The sequence below is a fragment of the Candidatus Poriferisodalis multihospitum genome (assembly GCF_028283155.1).
Lineage (GTDB): Bacteria > Actinomycetota > Acidimicrobiia > Acidimicrobiales > Poriferisodalaceae > Poriferisodalis > Poriferisodalis multihospitum.
This window is the reverse complement of record NZ_JAPYOK010000055.1, coordinates 1-19,723: the sequence shown is the minus strand read 5'-3', so window position 1 is coordinate 19,723 and position 19,723 is coordinate 1. Positions and strand designations below refer to the sequence as shown.

General features: G+C 69.4%; 14 protein-coding genes, 2 pseudogenes and 1 other annotated feature. Of the genes and pseudogenes, 3 read left to right on the top strand and 13 right to left on the bottom strand.

Translation table 11 applies throughout. The features are described from left to right. Positions 1-354: alcohol dehydrogenase catalytic domain-containing protein (locus tag VI480_RS04985; RefSeq protein WP_323671717.1), on the bottom strand; the 354-nt coding region annotated here is incomplete at its 3' end. A 130-nt stretch (positions 355-484) separates the two neighbouring features. On the opposite strand from VI480_RS04985, the gene uvrA reads away from it, so the two are divergent. Then, positions 485-3,394, top strand: a complete 2,910-nt coding sequence (uvrA, locus tag VI480_RS04980; protein WP_323671716.1) for an excinuclease ABC subunit UvrA — start codon at positions 485-487, stop codon at positions 3,392-3,394. Here the strand turns inward: uvrA and VI480_RS04975 are convergent. The 9 genes from VI480_RS04975 to VI480_RS04935 form a co-directional block, all read right to left on the bottom strand. Then, positions 3,313-5,568 carry a sensor histidine kinase gene (locus tag VI480_RS04975; RefSeq protein ID WP_323671715.1) on the bottom strand — a complete coding sequence of 752 codons (2,256 nt, stop codon included), beginning with the start codon at positions 5,566-5,568 and terminating at the stop codon, positions 3,313-3,315. The genes uvrA and VI480_RS04975 overlap by 82 nt on opposite strands. Next, positions 5,565-6,923, bottom strand: coding sequence for an ABC transporter substrate-binding protein (locus VI480_RS04970; RefSeq protein ID WP_323671714.1), 1,359 nt, complete (start codon positions 6,921-6,923; stop codon positions 5,565-5,567). The genes VI480_RS04975 and VI480_RS04970 overlap by 4 nt, the downstream gene beginning before the upstream one ends. A gap of 10 nt (positions 6,924-6,933) precedes the next feature. After that, positions 6,934-7,362, bottom strand: coding sequence for an ATP-binding protein (locus VI480_RS04965; RefSeq protein ID WP_323671713.1), 429 nt, complete (start codon positions 7,360-7,362; stop codon positions 6,934-6,936). Continuing rightward, positions 7,359-8,531, bottom strand: coding sequence for a PP2C family protein-serine/threonine phosphatase (locus tag VI480_RS04960; protein WP_323671712.1), 1,173 nt, complete (start codon positions 8,529-8,531; stop codon positions 7,359-7,361). The genes VI480_RS04965 and VI480_RS04960 overlap by 4 nt, the downstream gene beginning before the upstream one ends. Positions 8,532-8,539: 8 nt before the next feature. Beyond that, entirely contained in the window at positions 8,540-8,875 is a 336-nt protein-coding gene (locus VI480_RS04955) for an STAS domain-containing protein (protein ID WP_323671711.1), read from the bottom strand. Between the two features lie 195 nt (positions 8,876-9,070). Further along, complete coding sequence (locus VI480_RS04950; protein WP_323671710.1) at positions 9,071-9,310, bottom strand: hypothetical protein; 240 nt, start codon at positions 9,308-9,310, stop codon at positions 9,071-9,073. A 109-nt stretch (positions 9,311-9,419) separates the two neighbouring features. Then, entirely contained in the window at positions 9,420-12,509 is a 3,090-nt protein-coding gene (locus VI480_RS04945; RefSeq protein ID WP_323671709.1) for an ATP-binding cassette domain-containing protein, read from the bottom strand. Continuing rightward, complete coding sequence (locus VI480_RS04940) at positions 12,506-14,707, bottom strand: cysteine peptidase family C39 domain-containing protein (protein WP_323671708.1); 2,202 nt, start codon at positions 14,705-14,707, stop codon at positions 12,506-12,508. Before VI480_RS04940 ends, VI480_RS04945 begins: the two co-directional genes overlap by 4 nt. A 10-nt stretch (positions 14,708-14,717) precedes the next feature. After that, on the bottom strand, positions 14,718-15,701 hold the full coding sequence (locus tag VI480_RS04935) for an HlyD family efflux transporter periplasmic adaptor subunit (protein ID WP_323671707.1): 984 nt from the start codon (positions 15,699-15,701) through the stop codon (positions 14,718-14,720). A 306-nt stretch (positions 15,702-16,007) separates the two neighbouring features. Between VI480_RS04935 and VI480_RS04930 the strand changes: the two genes are divergently transcribed. Together VI480_RS04930 and VI480_RS04925 are read left to right on the top strand one after the other, a co-directional pair. Then, positions 16,008-16,418: a hypothetical protein gene (locus VI480_RS04930; protein WP_323671706.1), complete on the top strand. Its 411-nt coding sequence runs from the start codon at positions 16,008-16,010 to the stop codon at positions 16,416-16,418. Further along, positions 16,340-17,298: pseudogene (locus VI480_RS04925) on the top strand (IS3 family transposase); the annotation flags it as partial. The gene VI480_RS04930 and the pseudogene VI480_RS04925, both read left to right, overlap by 79 nt. Then, positions 16,636-16,752 (top strand) — a sequence feature (AL1L pseudoknot). It overlaps the preceding pseudogene by 117 nt. 340 nt (positions 17,299-17,638) lie before the next feature. On the opposite strand, the gene VI480_RS04920 reads toward VI480_RS04925, so the two are convergent. The 3 genes and pseudogenes from VI480_RS04920 to VI480_RS04910 form a co-directional block, all read right to left on the bottom strand. Beyond that, complete coding sequence (locus VI480_RS04920) at positions 17,639-18,070, bottom strand: TA system VapC family ribonuclease toxin (protein WP_323671705.1); 432 nt, start codon at positions 18,068-18,070, stop codon at positions 17,639-17,641. Further along, complete coding sequence (locus VI480_RS04915; RefSeq protein ID WP_323671704.1) at positions 18,067-18,309, bottom strand: hypothetical protein; 243 nt, start codon at positions 18,307-18,309, stop codon at positions 18,067-18,069. Before VI480_RS04915 ends, VI480_RS04920 begins: the two co-directional genes overlap by 4 nt. 140 nt (positions 18,310-18,449) lie before the next feature. Then, a pseudogene (locus tag VI480_RS04910) lies at positions 18,450-19,723 on the bottom strand (hypothetical protein); the annotation flags it as partial.

The following is a 19,723-nucleotide window of genomic DNA, read 5'->3' as shown; positions in this document are numbered from 1 at the left end:
AGTCATCTTCTGTGATGCGTTGTGCGTGGCGAAGCAGTACCAGGGGCGGCCGCGGTCGCACGACCGGCAGTTGCCGCAGACGGCCCGCCAATTCAGGATTACGAAATCGCCGACGCCCACATTGGTGACGCCATCGCCGATTTCCGACACCACGCCTGCGGCTTCATGCCCCAGCAGGAACGGGAACTCATCATTGATGGCGCCCTCGCGGTAGTGCAGGTCGGTGTGGCACACGCCGCACGCTTGGACGTCGACGATCACCTCGCCCGGACCGGGGTCGGGGACCACGATCGTCTCGACCGTGACCGGCTCGCCGACCGCTGCGGCTACGACACCTTGTACTTCATGTGGCATGACGCGACCCTACTTCTGCCGGTTACAGCCACAGGTTCCCTGGACTTGCGACGGCGCACGAACTTGTGTTTGTGTCCGGGATGACCGGCGGGTGCACAGGTAGGCTCGGCCCGAATGGGCGGGCGACAGGATGGGTGAGCGGCTGATCGTCCGCGGGGCGCGCGAGCACAACCTGCGCAATGTGAATGTGGAGCTGCCCCGCGACCGCATGATCGTGTTCACCGGGCTGTCAGGCAGCGGCAAGTCGTCGCTGGCCTTCGACACCATCTACGCCGAGGGGCAGCGGCGCTACGTCGAATCGCTGTCGGCCTATGCACGCCAGTTCCTGGGCCAGATGGACAAGCCCGACGTGGACTTTCTGGAAGGGCTGTCGCCGGCGATCTCCATCGACCAGAAGAGCGCCAGCCGCAACCCGCGTTCCACCGTCGGAACGATCACCGAGGTGTACGACTACCTGCGGCTGCTCTACGCCCGCATCGGCATCCAGCACGACCCGCAGACGGGCGAGATCGTCGAGCGACAGACGGCGCAGCAGATCGTGGACCGGATCATGGAACTCGCCGAAGGCTCGCGCTTCGAAGTGCTTGCCCCGGTGGTGCGCGGACGCAAGGGCGACTATCACACGCAGCTCGGCGACTTCGCCCGGCAGGGCTACGCCCGTGTGCGAGTCGACGGCGAGGTGCTGGAGCTAGGCAGCACCGATGAGATCGAGCGACTGGATCGCTACGTCAACCATGACATCGAGGTCATCGTCGACCGGCTGATCATGCGTGGCGATGTCTCCCAGCGCCTCGCCGAATCGGTCGAGGCTGCGCTGGGGCTGGCGGACGGCCACGTGTGGATTCACCAGGTCCCGTCCGGCAACGGCGAGGCCGACGAATCGGAGATGCTGACGTTCAGTCAGCACCTGTTCTCGCCGAGCAGCGGCCGTTCATTCGAGGAACTGGCGCCCCGCAACTTCTCGTTCAATTCCCCGTACGGCGCCTGCCAGACGTGCGATGGCCTGGGCACCCGGTACGAGGTGGATCCCGAGCTGGTGGTGCCGAACACGGAGCTGTCGGTGGCGGCTGGCGCGCTCGCCCCGTGGGCGGGAGCAACCGGCAAGTGGTTCACCCGGCTGCTCGAGGCGGTCGGCGAGCAGCAGGGCATCCCGCTCGATGTGCCGTGGGCCGAGCTGGAAGCGGGCCAGCGCACGCTGCTGCTCACCGGAGCGCCTGCCGGTGAGCAGATCACGGTGCGCTACCGCAATCGCTATGGCCGCTCGCGCAGTTACACCACCCGCTACGAGGGCGTCATCCCATTCCTGCGCCGCCGCCATGCCGACACCGAGAGCGACTGGTCGCGCAACCGCATCGAGGGTTACATGCGCGAGGTGCCATGCGGGACCTGCCACGGTGCGCGGCTCAACGAGGTGTCGCTGGCTGTGCGTGTCGCTGGCCGGAACATCTTCGAGCTCTGTTCGGCATCCATCGGCGAGGCAGCGAAGATCGTCGACGGCCTGGACCTCACCGAGCGGCAGCGCATTATCGCCGCACCGATCATCAAGGAGATCGATGCACGGCTGAATTTCCTGCTCGATGTCGGCCTCGACTACCTGACGCTGAACCGTTCGGCGGCGACGCTGGCAGGCGGCGAGGCTCAGCGCATCCGGTTGGCGAGCCAGATCGGCAGCGGGTTGGAAGGCGTGCTGTACGTGCTCGACGAGCCGTCAATCGGGCTGCACCAGCGCGACAACCGCCGCTTGATCGACACGCTGCTGCACCTGCGCGATCTCGGCAACACCGTGCTGGTGGTCGAGCACGATCTGGAGACCATCTCGGTTGCGGACTGGGTGGTTGACATTGGCCCAGGCGCCGGCGAGCACGGCGGAGAGATCGTCTACAGCGGGCCGGTGGACGGGCTGGCGGCCGCGCCCGGCTCGGTGACGGGGGAGTACCTGTCCGGCATCCGGGAGATCCCGACGCCGCCCCAGCGTCGGCCCCGCGGCGACGACCGCCTCACTGTGCGAGGCGCACGCGAGCACAACCTGCGCAAGATCGACGTGGAGTTCCCCTTGGGCTGCTTCATCTGCGTGACCGGGGTGTCGGGCTCGGGCAAGAGCACGCTGGTGAACGAGATCCTCTACAAGGCGCTGATGCAGCGGATCTACTCGTCCAAGCAGGTGCCCGGCCTGCACACGGCGATCGAAGGCGTCGAGGCGCTCGACAAGGTCATCGACATCGACCAGTCGCCGATCGGCCGCACGCCCCGGTCCAATCCGGCCACCTACACCGGCGTCTTCGACCACATCCGCAAGCTCTACGCGGCCACCAACGAGGCGAAGGTGCGGGGCTACCTGCCGGGCCGATTCAGCTTCAACGTGAAGGGCGGGCGCTGCGAGGCCTGCTCGGGCGACGGCACCATCAAGATCGAGATGCACTTCCTGCCCGATGTGTACGTGCCCTGCGAGGTGTGCAAGGGCGCCCGCTACAACCGCGAAACGCTCGAAATCCGGTTCAAGGGCATGACCATCGCCGACGTGCTGAACATGCCGTGCGAGGACGCCCTGGAGTTCTTCTCGGCCCAGCCGCCCATCCGCCGCCACATGCAGACCCTCGTGGATGTGGGCTTGGGCTATATCCGGCTCGGGCAGCCCGCCACCACCCTGTCTGGCGGCGAGGCGCAGCGGGTGAAGCTCGCCAGCGAGCTGTCGAAACGGTCGACCGGCCACACCATCTACATCCTCGACGAGCCCACTACCGGCTTGCACTTCGAGGACATCCGGCGCCTGCTGGGAGTGCTCGACCGGCTCGTGTCGGGCGGCAACACCGTGGTGGTCATCGAACACAATCTCGATGTGATCAAGACCGCCGATTGGATCGTCGACATGGGTCCTGAAGGCGGCATCGGCGGTGGCACCGTCGTGGCCGCCGGGACGCCCGAACAGGTCGCCGCGACGCCCGAGTCGCATACCGGCCGCTACTTGGCGCCGCTGGTCGGCTCTTCGGTCTCGACGGGAGCAGCGCGCTCAAGCGGCAGCTCCACGGTGAACTCGGTGTAGGCGCCCGGCTCGCTCTCCACGCTGATCTGCCCGCCGTGGCCTCGCACGATGTCGTTCGACATCGCGAGGCCCAGCCCTGTGCCCTCGTTGGTGGGCTTGGTGGTGAAGAACGGCTCGAAGATCCGCTGCACGACATCGGGCGGCATGCCGGTGCCGTTGTCGCGCACCGCGATCACCGCAGACTCGTCGGTTCTGCGGGTGCTCAGCCAGATGGTCGGGAAGTACGGCTCGCCCGCGCCGTCGTCCAGCGCCACCATCTTGCCTGCCTCGCCGCCCAGGTCTCTCCAGCGTTTGTTGGCCGCATAACCGGCGTTGCTCACCAAGTTCAAGAACACCCGGCCCATGTCCTGCGGGATCACCTCCAGCTCGCCCAGCTCGGGATCGAAGTCGCGCTCGATGGTCACGTTGAAGTCGGCGTCCTGCGCTCGGGCGCTGTGGTACGAGAGCATGGCGTGCTCTTCGAGCAGGGCGTTGATCTCCACGGGGCGTGACTCGCCGCCGCCCCGGCCCATCATGAGCATGCTCTCCACGATGCGATTCGCCCGGTCGCCGTGCCCGCGGATGCGAGTCAGGTTCTCCTTGAGGTCGCCGGTGATCTCGGCGATGTAGTCGGATTGATCGTCGGCCGGCGCCGGATCTGCGATGGCCTCGAGCAATTCTTCGAGCAATTCATCGGACGACTCGGCGAAGTTCTTGACGAAGTTCAGCGGGTTGCGGATCTCGTGGGCGACGCCGGCAGTCACCTCGCCGAGGGCGGCCAGCTTCTCGTTGGCCACGATCTGGTCCTGCGCGCGGTCCAAGTCGGCCAGCGTCTGGGAGAGCTGCGCGTTGCGCTCGCTCAGCTGGCCCGCCAGCTCTTCGACCAAGTTCAGTCGCTGCACCTCCAGCGCGGCCTGGCGGAACTGCTCGAGCGCGTTCGCCATCTCGGCCACCTCGTCGCGGCCACCGGTCTCGACCGGCGTCTCGAGGTCGCCGCCGGCCAAGGCCCGCATGCGGTCCGACAGCCCGGCGACGCGACGCAAGATCCGTCTCCCGACGAACAGCCAGCTGAACGCGAGCGCGCCCACGACGCCGGCGATGCTGATCACGACGAGCAGCACGCGGCCGGTGCTGACAGCCCGCGCCGACGCCGCAGTGGCGGCGTCCACGCTGGTCTGCACCGCGCCGACGAGCGACTCGATCTCGTTGACCAAGCCCACGCCCAGCGCTTGGTTCTGGGCCAGCAGGGAGCGCTGGTTCTCGGCGATCTGCAGGGTGCGGAACATCACGTCGAACACCCCGCCGTCGCCGAGGCCGAGCTCGATCAGCCGGCTCACCGTCGGGCGCAGGTCGTCTGCGGCAGGTTCGTCCAGTGCCGCGAGGTTGATCTCGATGCGGTCCCGAGCCGATTCGAAGCTCTCTCGGAGCGGTTCGATCAGCGCGGAGTCCGATGCGCTGAACGCGCTCGCGAGCAGCGCGTCGGCCTGCGACACGTCGCCGCTCAGCGCCGACCAGCGGCGGTAGGTCAGCACCTCGGACTCTGATCGGTGGATGGATTCCGGCGCCGGCGGAGTCCACAGCTGCCGCCGTCCCTGGACCAGAAAGAACAGCTGGTCGTCGAGCGCCGGCACGATCTGGCTCGTCAGCTCGCCCACAGCAGCGTCGGCGTCGGCCTGCACCGTCTGCGCCAGCGCGAGCAATGCGTAGTACTCGGGCATCTCAGCTTCGATCGCGTCGATGTTGGAGCTGAGCCGCGCTGCATCGCTGCGCATCTCGCCGAGCCACATCGAGCCGGCGCCGCGGTTCCACAGCAGGTCGAGCTGTGCCTCGAACTCGCGGCGTGCGGCGGCGATCTCGGCGACGACGGCTTCGTAGTCGTGGCGCTCGGCAGACGTCAGGCGCGGTCCGCCGGCCACCAGCCGATTGCTGGCCTCGGCAACGCCGAGCGCCGCGTCGAGTTCGGGAATCGCCCCTTGGGTGACCTGCTGCTCTGCCTCGCCGACTCGGGTGAAGGAGATCCATGCGACGACGCTCGCTGCCAGCGTCAGCAGCAACGGCACGGCGATGCCCGCGTACATCTGCGTCGAGATCCGCAGGTGAATCGCCGGCTTGCGGTGCTCACGCGCACGGCTGGTCCCAGGCGCGCTGCCGCCGCCGTCCGGACTCGGCGCTTCGGCGGAGGCCGTGTCGGTCATGGCTCGGTGCTCGTCAGCGTGTCAATGAGGCGGTACGCGCCGTCAGGCCCGATCTGGGTGACGAAGACGGCGTCGGAGCCCTGATTGTCCTCGGTGGTGCTCTCGCCGTCGCCGAAGTCGAGCACGAAGCCGTCGATATCGACCTGATCGGCACCCAGGATGGCGTCGAGGAAGCAACGGCGGGTCACCGAGTCGCCGCATCGTTCGAGTCCGGCGATGGCGAGCCTGCCCGCGATGTAGCCCTCCAGCGACACGAAGCCCGGCACCGGATCGGCATCCACCTGCTCCAAGTCGGCATGCAGCGTCCCCACGTGATCCAGCGCGGCCTGGTAGGCCGCGACGATGGGCGTGGAGTCGTCGAACGGGAACGGCACGACCTGGGTGACCAGCACGCCTTCGCCGACGGCGCCCAGCTGGTCGGCGAGAGCGTTCGCGCCGACGAACGACAGCGTGATGAAGACAGGATCGAAGCCGGTGTTGCGCGCCCACGAGATGAAGGTGCCCACGGGCTCGTACGCGCCGACCATGATCACGGCCTCGGGATCGCCGGCCTTCAGATCCAGCAGGGCTGTCTTGACGGCCGTCGTGTTGCGGGGGTAGAAGCCGATAGCGACCGGTTCCATGTCGCGCCGCTCGAGCGCTGCGAGCGCTCCGAAGTAGCCTGCACGGCCGAACGAGTCGTCCTGGAAGAGCACCGCGATGCGCTCGATGCCCAAGTCGGCGGTGAGGCGCTCGACCATTTCCTCGGTCTCCTGGGCGTAGGAGGCACGCAGGTTGACGATGTTGGTCCACGTGTCGTCCCGCAGGAAACCGGCCCCGGTGAAGGGCGCCACGTAGGGAATGGCGGCTGCGGCGGCCACCGGTGCCGCCGAGCGCGAGGTCGGCGTGCCGACGGCGCCGATCAGCGCGAACACGTCGCCGCTCTCGACGAGCGCCGACGTGTTGGCGACGGCATCGTTGGGTCGGTACCTGTCGTCGAGCGATCTCAGTTCGAGCCGCCGCCCGTTCACGCCCCCGGCCCGATTGGCCTCCTCGAACGCCGCCAGGATCCCGAGGCGCATCCCGGCGCCGAGCTCGGCTGCCGGCCCGCTCAGTGCGGCCGATTGCCCGAACACCACACGATCGGGGTAGACGCCGGTCTCGTCGTTGAAGGCGTCGGGAACGGTGGGGCGCGCCGGCGTCGCGGGTGCGCCGCCCGCCCCGTCGTTGCCGGAACTCGGACCGCCTGCGGGGCTGCTGCATGCGCCAAGCAGGGCGGCAGCGGCAATCGCAAGGGCCGCAGCCGAGGCGGCGGCGCGGGCTGCCGCCGTGGCGCCCGTGCGCCTCTGCGAACCCAGACGCTGGCGCAGGCGCATGGGCGTGCCGTCAGATGCCAGAGCGTGCGACCAGCGACAGGTGGTTCTTGCCGTCCGCGTGCTGGTAGGTGAGATCTTCGGCCATCGTGCGCACAAGGTGCAGGCCCAGCCCGCCGATGGATCGCTCCGCCAGCGGCAGATCGGTACCGGGGGCGGTCTCGTCGGTCAGGGGATCGAACGCCGCGCCGTCGTCGACCAAGGTGATCGCAACCGAGTCGGGGCCGCTTTCCAAGGTGATCTCGATGTCGCTGAGGCCGCTCGTGCGGCCGTGCGTCAAGGTGTTGAGGATGAGCTCCTCCAGGATGAGGTTCGACCGGAGCACGAGGTCGGGCGCCCAGTCGTCCAGCTCGGCCATCTCCTCCACGAACGCCACGATGCGCGGCAGCGCCTCGGCTGCCGCAGCGCCGGGCACGGGCGTGATGTTCAGCGAACGTCTCATGAGGCATTCCGGTGCAGTGCCAGACAGGTGATGTCGTCTGAGGCGGGGGCTTCTCCGGCAAATTCGGTCACGGCGTTGAACACGGCGGTCATCGCTTCGTCGGCACTCGTCGGCGGGTTGCCGACGAAGAGTTCGAGGAGTCGGGCCGTGCCGAACTCTTCGTGGTCGACGTTCATGGCCTCGCTGATGCCGTCGGTGTAGAGCAGGAGGGTTTCGCCGGGATCGAGCACGAACGTGTGCTCTTTCAGGTTCGTCTTGAAGATCTCCTCGGGTGCTACGCCCAAGGCGATGCCTCCCATGGCAGGCAGTCGCTCGGCAGTCCCGTCGGCACGAATGACCACCGGCGGATCGTGCCCTGCGCTCGAGTACGTCACCCCGCCGTTGTGCGGGTCGTAGACCGCCATGATCACGGTGACGAACATGAGCGTCGGGTTGTCGGCCTGCAGCACCCGGTTGGCCTCGATCAGGGCTTCACGCGGCGAGCCGGTGCCGATGGCGGCGCCCTTGAGCGCAGTCCGGCTCGACATCATGAACAGGGCAGCAGGGATGCCCTTGTCGGAGACGTCCGCGACGGTCGCGAACATCCGGTCGCTGGGAACGCCGACGTAGTCGTAGAAGTCACCCCCGACATTGCGCGCCGGCACCATGTTGGCGTTGATCTCGTAGCTCGCCGTCATCGGGAAGTCGGTGGGCAGGATCGACTGCTGAACGTTCGTGGCGATGTCGAGCTCGTTCTGCAGCGTTACCAGCTTGTCTCGCGAGGCGGTTGCCTCCCGCCACTGGCGCAGGTGCTCGACGGTGCGGTCGATCGTGATCTGCAGATCGTCGAAGTCGACAGGTTTGGTGACGAAGTCGAACGCGCCCCGGTTCATAGCCGTGCGGATGTTGCCCATGTCACCGTACGCGGAGATGATCACAGCCCGCAGGTCGGAATCGAGCGAGCTGAGCTGCGACAGCAGGGTCAGCCCGTCCATCTGGGGCATGTTGATGTCCGAGAGCACCAAGTCGATGGTGTCGTCGGCACGCAGCTTCTCGAGCGCTTCCAGGCCGTTGCCGGCGAACTCGAATTGGTACTTGCCGCTGCGGATCTGTCTCCGCATGCGCTGCAGGACGAGCGGTTCGAGGTCGGGCTCGTCGTCGACGACGAGGATGCGCCAGGGCTCGGACATGGGCGCAGCTACGCCAGCTGTGCCTTCGCTTCGTCGAGCGTTCCGAACACCTGGATGATCTGGTTGAAGCCGCTGATGCGGAACACTTCGTCGACCGAGGCAGCGAGCGAGCAGACGGCGAACGGGGTCGAAGCGGCGCCGAGATGCTGCGCGATCAGCAGCAGGACGCGCAGGCCGGCGCTGCTGATGTAGTCGATGCCGCCCATGTCCAGGATGACGCGGCTGTCCTCGTCGGACAGGGCTGCGGTGAGCGATTCGTGGAGGTCGGCAGAGTTCGATCCGTCCACGCGCCCCACGGGCCTGATCACGTTCGTCCCTGCGTCCCGCTCCTGTGCGAGTTCCATAGTGTGCAGCCTCCTGAACAGCTACGAGATGCGGACCGACCGCATCATGCCAGTCCCTGAGCCGCGCCATGCGCGGCACGGCTCAGGACGCTGGCTTTGCCACGGCGCAATCTACTACCCGTGCTTGCGGTATCCGTCAGCGGCCGCACGAAATCTGTGTGTGCCGCCCAGAGACGATGCGGACCGATCGGTGGGTTACTCGCTGGAAGAGAGCGGCTCCAGGCTCGCAAGCTCTACCTCTGGAGTAGGCAGGTACGAGGGAGGCGTGTAGTTGGGGTCTTGACCGCCGACACCTGGAAGCGACGGGCCGCTTTGTGCGGATGACTCCGGCGCGATCTTCGAGCCGCCGCCTCGGACTGCTTCGAGTTCGTCTTCGCTCAATTCCCGCTCGGCCTCTTCGCCCGATGCATTCTGCTGCTGTTCGGCGTTGCTCATGTCTGGCACCTCCTGTTGCTGGCTGCAAGATTATCGCACGCTGGTGTTCACTCGTGACCATGGTCTCGCGCGACTGCGGGCTTCGACGGTCAGCCGGGAGCGGTCGAGGTCACAGCAGCTGGCGCTGCACCAGTCCGCGGAACGGCCCGGGGGCTTCCAGCAGTTCGTCGAAGCCGCCGACCTGGGCGACACGGCCGCCGTCGAGCACATAGATGCGCCCGGCCTGGCGGATCGTCGACAGACGGTGCGCGATCACGATGCGGGTGATGTCCATCCGCTCGATGGCGCTCATCACCTCTGCCTGGCTGGGCGCATCGAGCCAGCTCGTCGCCTCGTCGAAGATCACGATGCGCGGGCTGCGCACCAGCGCGGCGGCAATGCGGATGCGCTGGATCTGGCCGCCCGAGAAGATGCCGGCCCGGTCGCCCACCTGGGTCATCATCTGCATCGGCATCTCGGCGATGTCCGCGTCCACCGCGGCCAGCCGGGCGGCCGTCCACGCGTCATCGAGGGTGAGATCGTCGGCCATGCCGATGATGTTCTCCGCCAGGCTTCCCGGCTGGAGCCCGCACTCCTGGGGGACGACGCCGATCTGGCGGCGCACCGAGCCCGCGTCCAGGTGGCGCAGGTCGCGGTTGTCGAAGTGCACCGCGCCCCGCTCCGGCGTCTCGAGGCCCAGCAGCAGCCGCACCAGCGTGCTCTTGCCCGAGCCCGAGGCGCCCACGACGGCCACGAACTCGCCGCGGCGAGCCGACACGGTCACCTTGTCGAGCACCAGCGGCGCATCGGCGCCGTAGCGGAAGCTCACCTGGTCCACCTCCACGCCGCCCTCGAGCCGCACGGGCGTCAGCGTCGCCTCGCTCCGCTCGGGCACCGCCGCGAGCACCGGGGAGATCTGCTCATAGGAGGTGAATGCCTCGGCCAGCGCGCCGACCATCTGGCCCAGGCCGGCCACCGCGGCATACAAGGTGAGCGATGCGGTCAGCACCACCACGAAGTCGCCGGCGGTGATGCCGTCGCCCCGGCCGATGGCCACCGCGCACAGCAGCGCCGTGAACGCAAAGGGAAACGCTGCGCCGAACGCCGCCAGATGCTCGTTGAGGCGCGAGCCGCGGATCTCGACGAGCTGCTTGTCGCGGTACGACTCGGCCCACGAGGCGAACACCGCCGACTCGGCCCCGCAGGCGCGGATCTTGGCGATCCCGCCGATGAACTGGAACAGGCGTCCCGACAGCGTGCGCACCGCGGCATGCCAGCGGCGCTGGTGGGGGATCTGGGCCAGCCCCAGCCCGACGGTGACCGCCAGGGCCACCGCCGTCATCGCCATGGCGGTGGCAGCCAGCACCGCGTCGTAGAGGAACAGCACGCCGAGCGTGGGCAGCAGGAACACCGCGGATGCCACCACGCTGGCGACGGCGCCCGAGATCAGGTCGCGCAGGTGCTGGAACGTCGCCATGCGCACGGCCAGCTCTCCCGCCACCTCGTCGCGAAAGAACGGCAGCGGCAGCGCCAGCAGCCGGTCCCAGGCCGCCGCGCTGAGGCGGGCGCCCACCCGGGCCTCGACGCGCGTGAACATGGCGCCCCCGAAGGCAGCGAGCACCATCGCGGCGATGCCCAGCACGCCGAGGGTCACCAGGATGGCGGCGACGGCGCCGGCACGGGCGAACGGCAGCGCCCAGTCGGTGAGCGAGGCCAGCGCGATGGCGGGCGCCTGGGCCAGCCCGGCCGTCAGCAGCCCTGCCACGGCGAACCGCGCCAGGTCGGCGCCCGCGCCGCGCCGTGCCACCCCCAGCAGGTCGCCGACTCTGACAGGCCGGTCGTCGCGCAGCTTGGGGTAGAAGGCCCAAGCGGTGTCGGACCAGTCCCCGGCAGAGTCGGCGCTCACCCGCTCGGCGCTGCCGTCGGCGCCGACGGCCCGGTAGCCGCGCAGGCCGGGCAGCAGCGCGACGGGCTCGCCGCTGTCGCCCCGGAAGCCCAGGAGAGCGCCGCTGTCAGAGCCCCACCACCGGTCTTCGGCCCGCAGGCGCACCCGCCGGGTCCGCAGGCCCGAAGCCCCCACCACCTCCTCCAGCGTCAGGGGCGGCGCTGTCGCCGGACGGCGAGGCTCGGCGAACTCGATGCCGCTGTGGCGGCCGATCCGCTCCAGCGCAGCCATCAGGGCCAGCCCGGCCGCAGGCGTCTTGGCGCGCCGGCGTCGGGGCGCCGAGACCGAGTCCAGCATGGTGCGGGCGCGCTCGCGGGCCTGGCGGCGATGCGCTGCCCGGGCGGTCTGCGCGTTGACCTCGTCGGCCAGCCCCAGGCGGCGATTGAGCGCCTCGGCGCGCATCGCCAGCCGGGCGAAGTCGTCCAGCGCCCCGAGCAGTCGCCCTTCGCCCGCCAGCCGAGCCGAGGTCGTGACGTGCAGCCTCAAGGCGTCGTGGCCCGCGGCGCTCCCGAGTCGCCCCGAAGGCGCTCCCGCGATGATCGTGGCCCAGCTGTCGGCAGTGAGCGGCATCGGGCGCCGGCGGTCTTCGTCGGCGGTCTGCCCGTTGGCGGTCTGCCCGTCTGCTGTCTGCTTGGTCGCCGTGTCGCCGGGCGGGAGCGTCTCGGTGCCGAGATAGGCGAGCGCGAGCCCGGTGTCGGCGGTCGGGCCGCACACCCACGCCACATCGGGTCGCCGTGCCGAGATCACGCTGTCCGGCCTCACGGCCGCCTCGCCGCGAGCGTCGATCAGCGCGGTGGCGGCGGGCCGGTACTCGAAATCGGCGGTGACGGCGTCGGCGATGTCGGCGACCCACCGGTCGGCTTGGCGGGCCAGCTCCGACAGATCGGCCGGATCGGCTTGCCCCCCGACCGATGCGCCGCCGGAACCGGGCGCCGAATCTGCCGATCCGGCACTTGGGGCCGGTTCGCTCAGGCGGGCTGCGTCGATCCGCAGCAGCCGGGTGCCGGCCAGCCCCTTGGCCACGAGCATGACCGGTCCGTCGAGCAGGGGAGTGCCGAAAACCAGCCGTCCCTCCTCCGCGCGCAGCAGATGCTTGGCCGCCGCCGCGACCTCGCCGTCCTCCTGCTCTTGGCAGAACACGTCGAGCGCGCCCTGCTGCACGAACCATGCCGCCGCCTCGCCGTCGAGCCGGATCGGGGCATTCGCCGCCGAGACGGCCGGCGTCCCCGTCCGGGCAGCGAACGCGGCCAGGCCCGCGGACAGCGAGCGGCTCACTGGCTGGCCACCAGCGAGAAGTAGAGGCCGTCGCGGTCGGCCGCCAGCTCGTCGTGGGTTCCCCGCTGGACGGAACGGCCCCGTTGCAGCACCACGATCTCGTCGCAGTCGCGGATCGTGGCGAGCCGGTGGGCGGCGAGGATGCAGGTCATGCCCCGCCGGCGCAGGGCGTCGTCGATCTCCTGCTCGACCACCACGTCGAGCGTGCTGGTGGCCTCGTCGGCCAGCAGCACCGCGGGGTCCAGCGCCAGCGCCCGGGCGATCTCGAGGCGCTGGCGCTGCCCGCCGCTGAAGTTCTTGCCCCCCTCTGCCACCATCGCGTCGAAGCCCCCCGCGCGGTCCATGATCACGTCGTGGATGCGTGCATCTCTGGCGGCCGCTATGAGCTGGTCGTCGCCGATGGCCGTGTTCCACATGGCGAGGTTGTCGCGCACTGAAGCGGCGAACAGGTGAATCTGCTGGTCCACCGATGCCAGCGAAGCGGCGAGCACTTCGCGCGGGATCGTGCTGCGGGGCGCGCCGTCGAAGAGGATCTCGCCGCTGTCGGGCTCGATCTGCCCGCCGATGAGGCGCAGCAGGGTGGACTTGCCCGAGCCGGTGGGGCCCACCAGCGCCACCCGCTGGCCGGGTTCGACGGTGAGGCTCAGATCGTGGATCAGCGGAGGGCGCTCGGGGTGGAAGCCGAAGGTGACACCTTGCAGCTCGACCTTGCCGGCGAGACGCAGCCGGCCGGCGAACGTGGCGACCGGGCCGCCGCGGCCGTCGGGGGCCTCGGCTTCGTCACGGGGCGCCAGCGGGTCCTCGGGAGCGTCGAGCACGTCCTGCACCCGTTGCAGGTCGGCGTCGAGCAGCATGAAGGCGTCGGCGAACAGCACGAAGCGTCCGATCGGCGCCATGAACGCCGCGGCCAAGGTGTAGAAGGCGATGAGCGACCCGGCACTGAGGTCGCCGGTCGCCACCTGCCATCCGCCGATGCCCAGCACGATGATCGCGCCGATCATCGTGAACAGCCTGGGCATGGCGCCGATGACGTAGCCCAGCTCGGCGAAGCGCTGGCGAGCCGCCAGCTCGCGTGCCTGCTGGCCGCTCCAGCGCACGAAGAAGTCGCCCTCTGACGCGGTCGCGCGGATCGTCTCCATGTCGCGCAGCCCGGCCGCCTCGATGCCCGCCATGGTGGCCTGCTCGTGGCGGAGCTGCCGCTCGGTGTCGGTGCGCCGGCGGCTGAGCGCCCAGGTGAGCGCCACGTTGGCCACAGCCACCGCGCTGGCCAGCGCAGCAAGCAGGGGATCGAACGCGAGCATCACTGCCACGAGCACGAGGCTCGAGATCAGCTCGATGGCAATCCACGCTGCCCCGGTTGCCGCGCCGCCGGCAACGGCGTCCACCAGATGCACCCGCGACGTGAGATCCCCGGCGAAGCGATGGTCGAAGAACTGCGGCGGCAGGCGGAACAGCCGGCCCAGGAAGCCCTCTGCCCCGCTCACCGCCAGCGCGACGGCCAGCTTGCGGAACATGTACTGCTGGAGCCACACCAGCACGTACATCAGCCCGCCCGCCGCCGCCAGGGCCCAGCTCAGCGGCGTGCCCCAGCCGGGCGCTGCGCCGCTCAGCACGCTGTCCACGAACAGGCCCAGCAGGATCGGCAGCGCCGCTACCGGCGCCGTGGCCAGCAGCCCGGCCAGCACCGAGAACACCAGCGCGCCCTTGGCCGGGCCGAGCCAGGGCCACAGCTTGCGCACGATCCCCGGCGGCTTGCGACCGCCCTGCCAATCGGCCTCGCGTTCGGCGGTGAGGACGACGCCGGTGAATGCCCGGTCGATGGTCTCCTCGCTCACGCTGTGGCGCCCGTTGGCCGGATCGTTCAGGAAATACCGGCCGCGGCGCATGCCTTCGAGCACGACGAAATGATTGAATTCCCAGAACAGGATCGCCGGGCTGTCGAGGCGCGCCAAGCCGTCGGTCTCCATGCGCCAGCCCGTCAGTTTCAGCCCATAGGAGCGTCCGGCCGCCACGAGGTCTGCTGCGCTCGACCCGTCGCGGGTGACCCGGCATGCGGCCCGCAGCTGCTCGATGGGCACCGTGCGCCCGTGATGGCTGAGCACGATCCCCAGGCACGCCGCGCCGCATTCGGTCGCATGCAGCTGGGGCATGACCGGGGTGGAGCGGATGCGTCGCGGTCCGAGAGGAGAGCGCGCCATCGGCCGGCCCTCAGCGACGCCCGACGAACCGCTTGATCGGCCGGTGCGAACCGGTGACGATGCGGGCCGTGCATTCGTAGGCCGAGCCGGACTGCGCGGCGTCAGCGAACTCGCGGGGGGGGGCGATGAGCTCTGCGGCTGCCGTGCCGGCGCCGAAGGCCTCCGCGGCGCCATCGACCGCGGGGGTCGCCTCGAGTGGCCTGGGGATGCCGAGCGCCGGCTGCGCGGCGCCGACCGCGACGATGCGGGCATCGGCGATCACGGCGTCGGTGCCGCCGGCGGGCCTCAGCGCGATGCTGGCGCTCATGCCGGACCGCACGCGTGCCGAGTCGTCGTCCAGGCTCACCACGGCGCTCGGCGGACCCTCATCGGCCTCGACGACCTCGGCCAGCGTCGTTCCGGCTTCGACGGCGGTGCCCGGCCGCAGCCCGGATGCCGCCAGCAGGCCGCCAGCGGGGCTCAGCACGGCGGTGTCGGCCTGCTCGAGAGCAGCGAGGGCCTCGGCTTCGGCGGCTGCTGCGACAGTCGCAGGCGCGCCGGGGTGCTGCGCCGCCAAGGCTGCGGCTCGCGCCGCTGCCAGTTCGGCGGCCAGATGCAGCTCAGGAGCAGAGATCCGGGCCAGCATCTCGCCCGCCTCCACTGCGGTGCCGGGTGCGGCCAGCACCTCGGTGACGACGCCCGCCGACGGCGCTGTGACCAGGTGCCGTTCACCGGCCGCGCGCAGCATGCACGGCCCGCTGACGCCCGACTCCAGCCGGCCGAACACGCTCCACACCAGCACCGCGACCACCGCCGTCGCCAGCACCGCCAGCAGCAGCCACTCGTGCGGCGAGCTGACCCGCAGCACGCCGTCGATGGGCGCCACACGTCCCCGTTGCTCGTACGCCCGGGCCCGGTACAGCGTCTGCGGCTGGTCCGGCTGCTGCGAGTCCGGCTGCTGTGCCGATGCGGGTCCCTGTGCTGGGCTCACGCGCTCTGTCGCTCCATCTGCCATGCGAGCCTGCTTGGGCCGCGCTCATAGGTGTGGAAGGACGAGCGCCGACAGCAGACGTCGCGGTGAACGCCGCGACAGATGCCGCGTCGACAGCAAGGGTGCAAATCCATGCCTCGTCGCCTCGTCCATGCCTCCGGAGTCAGCGATGACGGCTGTACGTCCGCGCAATCGTAGAGTCGCCAAGCTCGCGGTGGTGCTGTTGGCGGCAGCGCTGTTCGGCGCGCCGGCGGGCTTGGGCTCGGCGAGGGACTGGGCGACGCCGAGCTCGACGCCCCCGGGCTGGGTCAGGCGGACGATGGTGCGTCCGTGGCAGATCTGCTGGGCCCTGGCGGCGTCTACACGCTGAACGACGGCGACCGCGAGATCCGGCTGCGCCTGCTCGACCCGGCCGACGCGGCGGTCACGGGCGCGCTGGTCGGCGAAGCGCTGCACTCGGGCGGGGCCGAGGCGACCTTCAGCACGGTCACCGCCCTGCCCTCCCGTGGTCACGAGATCGAGCTGTCGGTCGATGTCGACCCGGGCGACATGGACTTCGTCGAGCACGTGTCGGCCACCCCCACACGACGAGCCGCGTCAGCCGCGGATGGTTCACCCTGGGTTTTGCGCAGGCTCCAAGTATTGGAGCGAGCATGGGATCTATGGATGGAGAACTTCGGCGGGCGCCGACTGCGAGGCGGTATTCGGCTGAGCAGAAACAGCACGCTGTTCGGATGGTGATGGCGTTGCGTGAGGAGACGGGCTCCTCGGTCGGCACGGTCGCTCGGGTGGCCCGCCAGCTCGGCTACGGGGAGGAGTCGCTGCGCCGCTGGGTCGCTCAGGCCGAGGTCGACGCCGGCACTCGGGCAGGGGTGTCGACCGCGGAGAGCGTCGAGCTGAGGCGTTTGCGTCAGGAGAACCGGGAGCTGCGCCGCGCGAACGAGATCCTGCAGCGGGCCGCTGTTTTTTTCGGGGCGGAGCTCGACCGCCGACAGCGATGACCGTGGAGTTCATCGATGCCAACCGGGCCCGCTTCGGGGTCGAGCCCGTCTGCGCTGCGCTGCAGACGGCCCCTTCCACGTATTGGTCCGCCAAGCGCCGCCCGTCGTCGGCTCGGGCATTGCGCGACGCTGCGCTGATGCCGGCCTTGCTCGACTTGTGGCAGGCGAACTACTCGGTCTACGGGGCGCGCAAGCTGTGGATCGCGGCACGGCGCGTCGGGCACGATGTCGGCCGCGACCAGGTCGCCCGGCTCATGAAAAAGCTCGATATCCGGGGCGTGAGGCGGGAAAAGCGGGTGCGCACCACCGTGGCGGACCCCCAAGCGGCACGGCCACCCGATCTCGTCGACCGCGACTTCACCGCCGATGCCCCGAACCGGCTGTGGGTCGCGGACCTCACCCAGGTCGCCACCTGGTCTGGGGTCGCCTATGTGTGCTTCATCACCGACGCGTTCTCCCGCCGCGTCGTCGGCTGGCGCGTCGCCGGCCATATGCGCACCCAGATGGTGCTCGACGCACTGGAGATGGCCCGCTGGAACCGAGGCGCCCGCCTCGAAGGGCTCGTCGCCCACGCCGACGCCGGCAGCCAGTTCACCAGCATCCGCTACAGCGAACGCCTCGATGCTGACACCCGTCGAGTTCGAGAACCGACACCAACACAAACCGGCAGCATGAATCCAGTAATCCGCCTACACCAAACTCAGGGACCCCCAGAGCCTGCGCAAAACCCAGGGTGAACCATACTCGCCTGGAACACCGGCCTCGCCAACCACCAAGCACAAGGCAACGTCACCTACACCGACTAATGCGGTATCCGCAGACGTCCGCGCTGTCGCGGGCATCGGATTCGCCTGGGGATCCGTTGCTCTGTCCTATTCGAGTGACGCCCCGTGCAGGACCCGTCATCTGAGGCTGACCGTGAAGTCGAGGTTTGCGTCGCAGTGGCCGGCCTGTGTCATCTCAGCCTGCTGGGTCGAACCATTCGAGCCCTGCGAATCGGGCGAATCCGGCATCTGCTGTCGCGATCTTGGCGCCGTTGGTGACCGCGATGGCAGCAAGCCATGTGTCGGGCACCAGATTGCCTCGCAGCAGTCGGTCCGTGCCGACGAACGCTGCGAATTGCTGCCAGGTCGCTGTGGTGGCATGTACCACCCGTGCCGGGCCGATGGCTCGTAGGGCTGTCACGAACGAGAGCGCTTCGCTCAATGAAGCCGGATCGGCATAGATCCGGTGGTTGGTGACGATGCGCAGAAAACCGGTCAGCACGACATCGACGAGGGCAAGTGCCTCACTGCCGGAAGCCGCGTCGTTGAGCCAATCGGCGTAGTCGGCATGGAGTTCTTCCTCGCGCTTGTAGGCGTAGACGATGACATTGACGTCGGGAAGGATCATCGAAGGCCATCAGCGTCGAGGGCCGCCGCGAGCGCATCGCGGTCGGCGATGTCGATAAGCGGCCGTTGCGACGGCGTGCCATGAGCGGGCAGGCGCTCGACGATGCCCGGCGGGTCGGGTTCGCTCAGCACTTGGCGCAAACCCTCGATCACCAAGCTGGTGAATGTCCGCCCTGACTCTCGAGCCTTCTGCTTCGCCTCCTCGGCCAGACCGTCAGGCAGATTGATGGTTGTCCTCATGCATACAAACATACCCATACATCGGGCGGCAGACGATCGAATGCCTCATCAGGGTCGTCGAAGACGACCTTCACCCAGCCGTCGTCACCGTCACCTGCACCTACAGCCCACCACCCGGCGGTGCCGGCAGCGTCTTGTGGTCAGTCGGTGTAGGTGACGTTGCCTTGTGCTTGGTGGTTGGCGAGGCCGGTGTTCCAGGCGAGTACGAGGGCGAGTTGGTGTTCTGTGCCGATGGCGACGGTGACGGTGGTCGATGTCTGGTCCGCTGAGAGGTGCACGAAGATGTTGCGGCTGAGGTTGCCGTCGCGCAGCGGGCTCAGCAGGATCGTGGGGCGGCCGGCGGGGATGCAGCTGAGGCTGACCTCGAAGTCGACGGCGGTGTCGTGGCGGCTGGCTTGCGGGCTGCTGATGAGCAGTGTCGGGCGGCCGTCGCAGGCGGCCAGCGGCGCCTGGTCGGGCTGGTCGGGCTGGTCGGGCTGGTCCTGTTCGACCGGCGGCGGGTCGTCGTCGGCGACGCTTGCTGTGGCTGTCCCGTGGGTCGCGGACACCGTGTAGCCGCTGCCGGCGGCGATGGTGGCGGTGATTGTGCCGTCGGCCTCGTCGGTGTGGTCGTCGGCGGTGGCGACGGTGAGGGTGGCGGTGCCCGATGCGGGGACGGTGACGGTGCGCTGGCCGGCTGTGACGCCCCAGTCGCCTGCTGCGGCGATGGTGGCGGTGACGTCGAGCGGGCCCGCGGGCGGCGGGCTGGCGGTGAGCGTGAACGTGATGCTGCCGCCTTCGGTGACGCCGCCTGCGGCGGTGATCGACACGTCGGGCATGTCGTCGTCGGCGACGCTCACGGTTGCGGCCCGTTGGGTCGCGGACACCGTGTAGCCGTCGCCGCTGTTCAGCGTGGCGGTGATTGTGCCGTCGGGCTCGTCGGTGTGGTCGTCGGCGGTGGCGACCGTGAGGGTGGCGGTGCCCGACGCGGGGATGGTGACGGTGCGCTGGCCGGCTGCGGCGCCCCAGTCGCCTGCTGCGGTGACGGTGGCGGTGACGTCGAGCGGGCCCGCGGGCGGCGGGCTGGCGGTGAGCGTGAACGTGATGCTGTCGCCTTCGGTGACGTCGCCGCCGGCGGTGATCGACACGACCGGGACCACCGGCGGGTCGTCGTCTGAGACGGCCGCGGTCTCGGTGCTGGGCGACCCGATGGTGTAGCCGCTGCCTGTGTTGAGGGTCAAGGTGACCTGCCCGTCGGGCTCGTCGGTGTCGTCGTCGGCGGTGGCGACGGTGACCGTGGCGGTGCCCGATGTCGGGATCGTCACGGTGCGCGAGCCGACGGCGGCGCCGAAGTCGCCTGTGGCGGCGACCGTCACGCTGACCGTCAGGTCTGCTGTGGGCGGGGGGCTGGCGGTGAGGGCGAACGTCGCCGGGT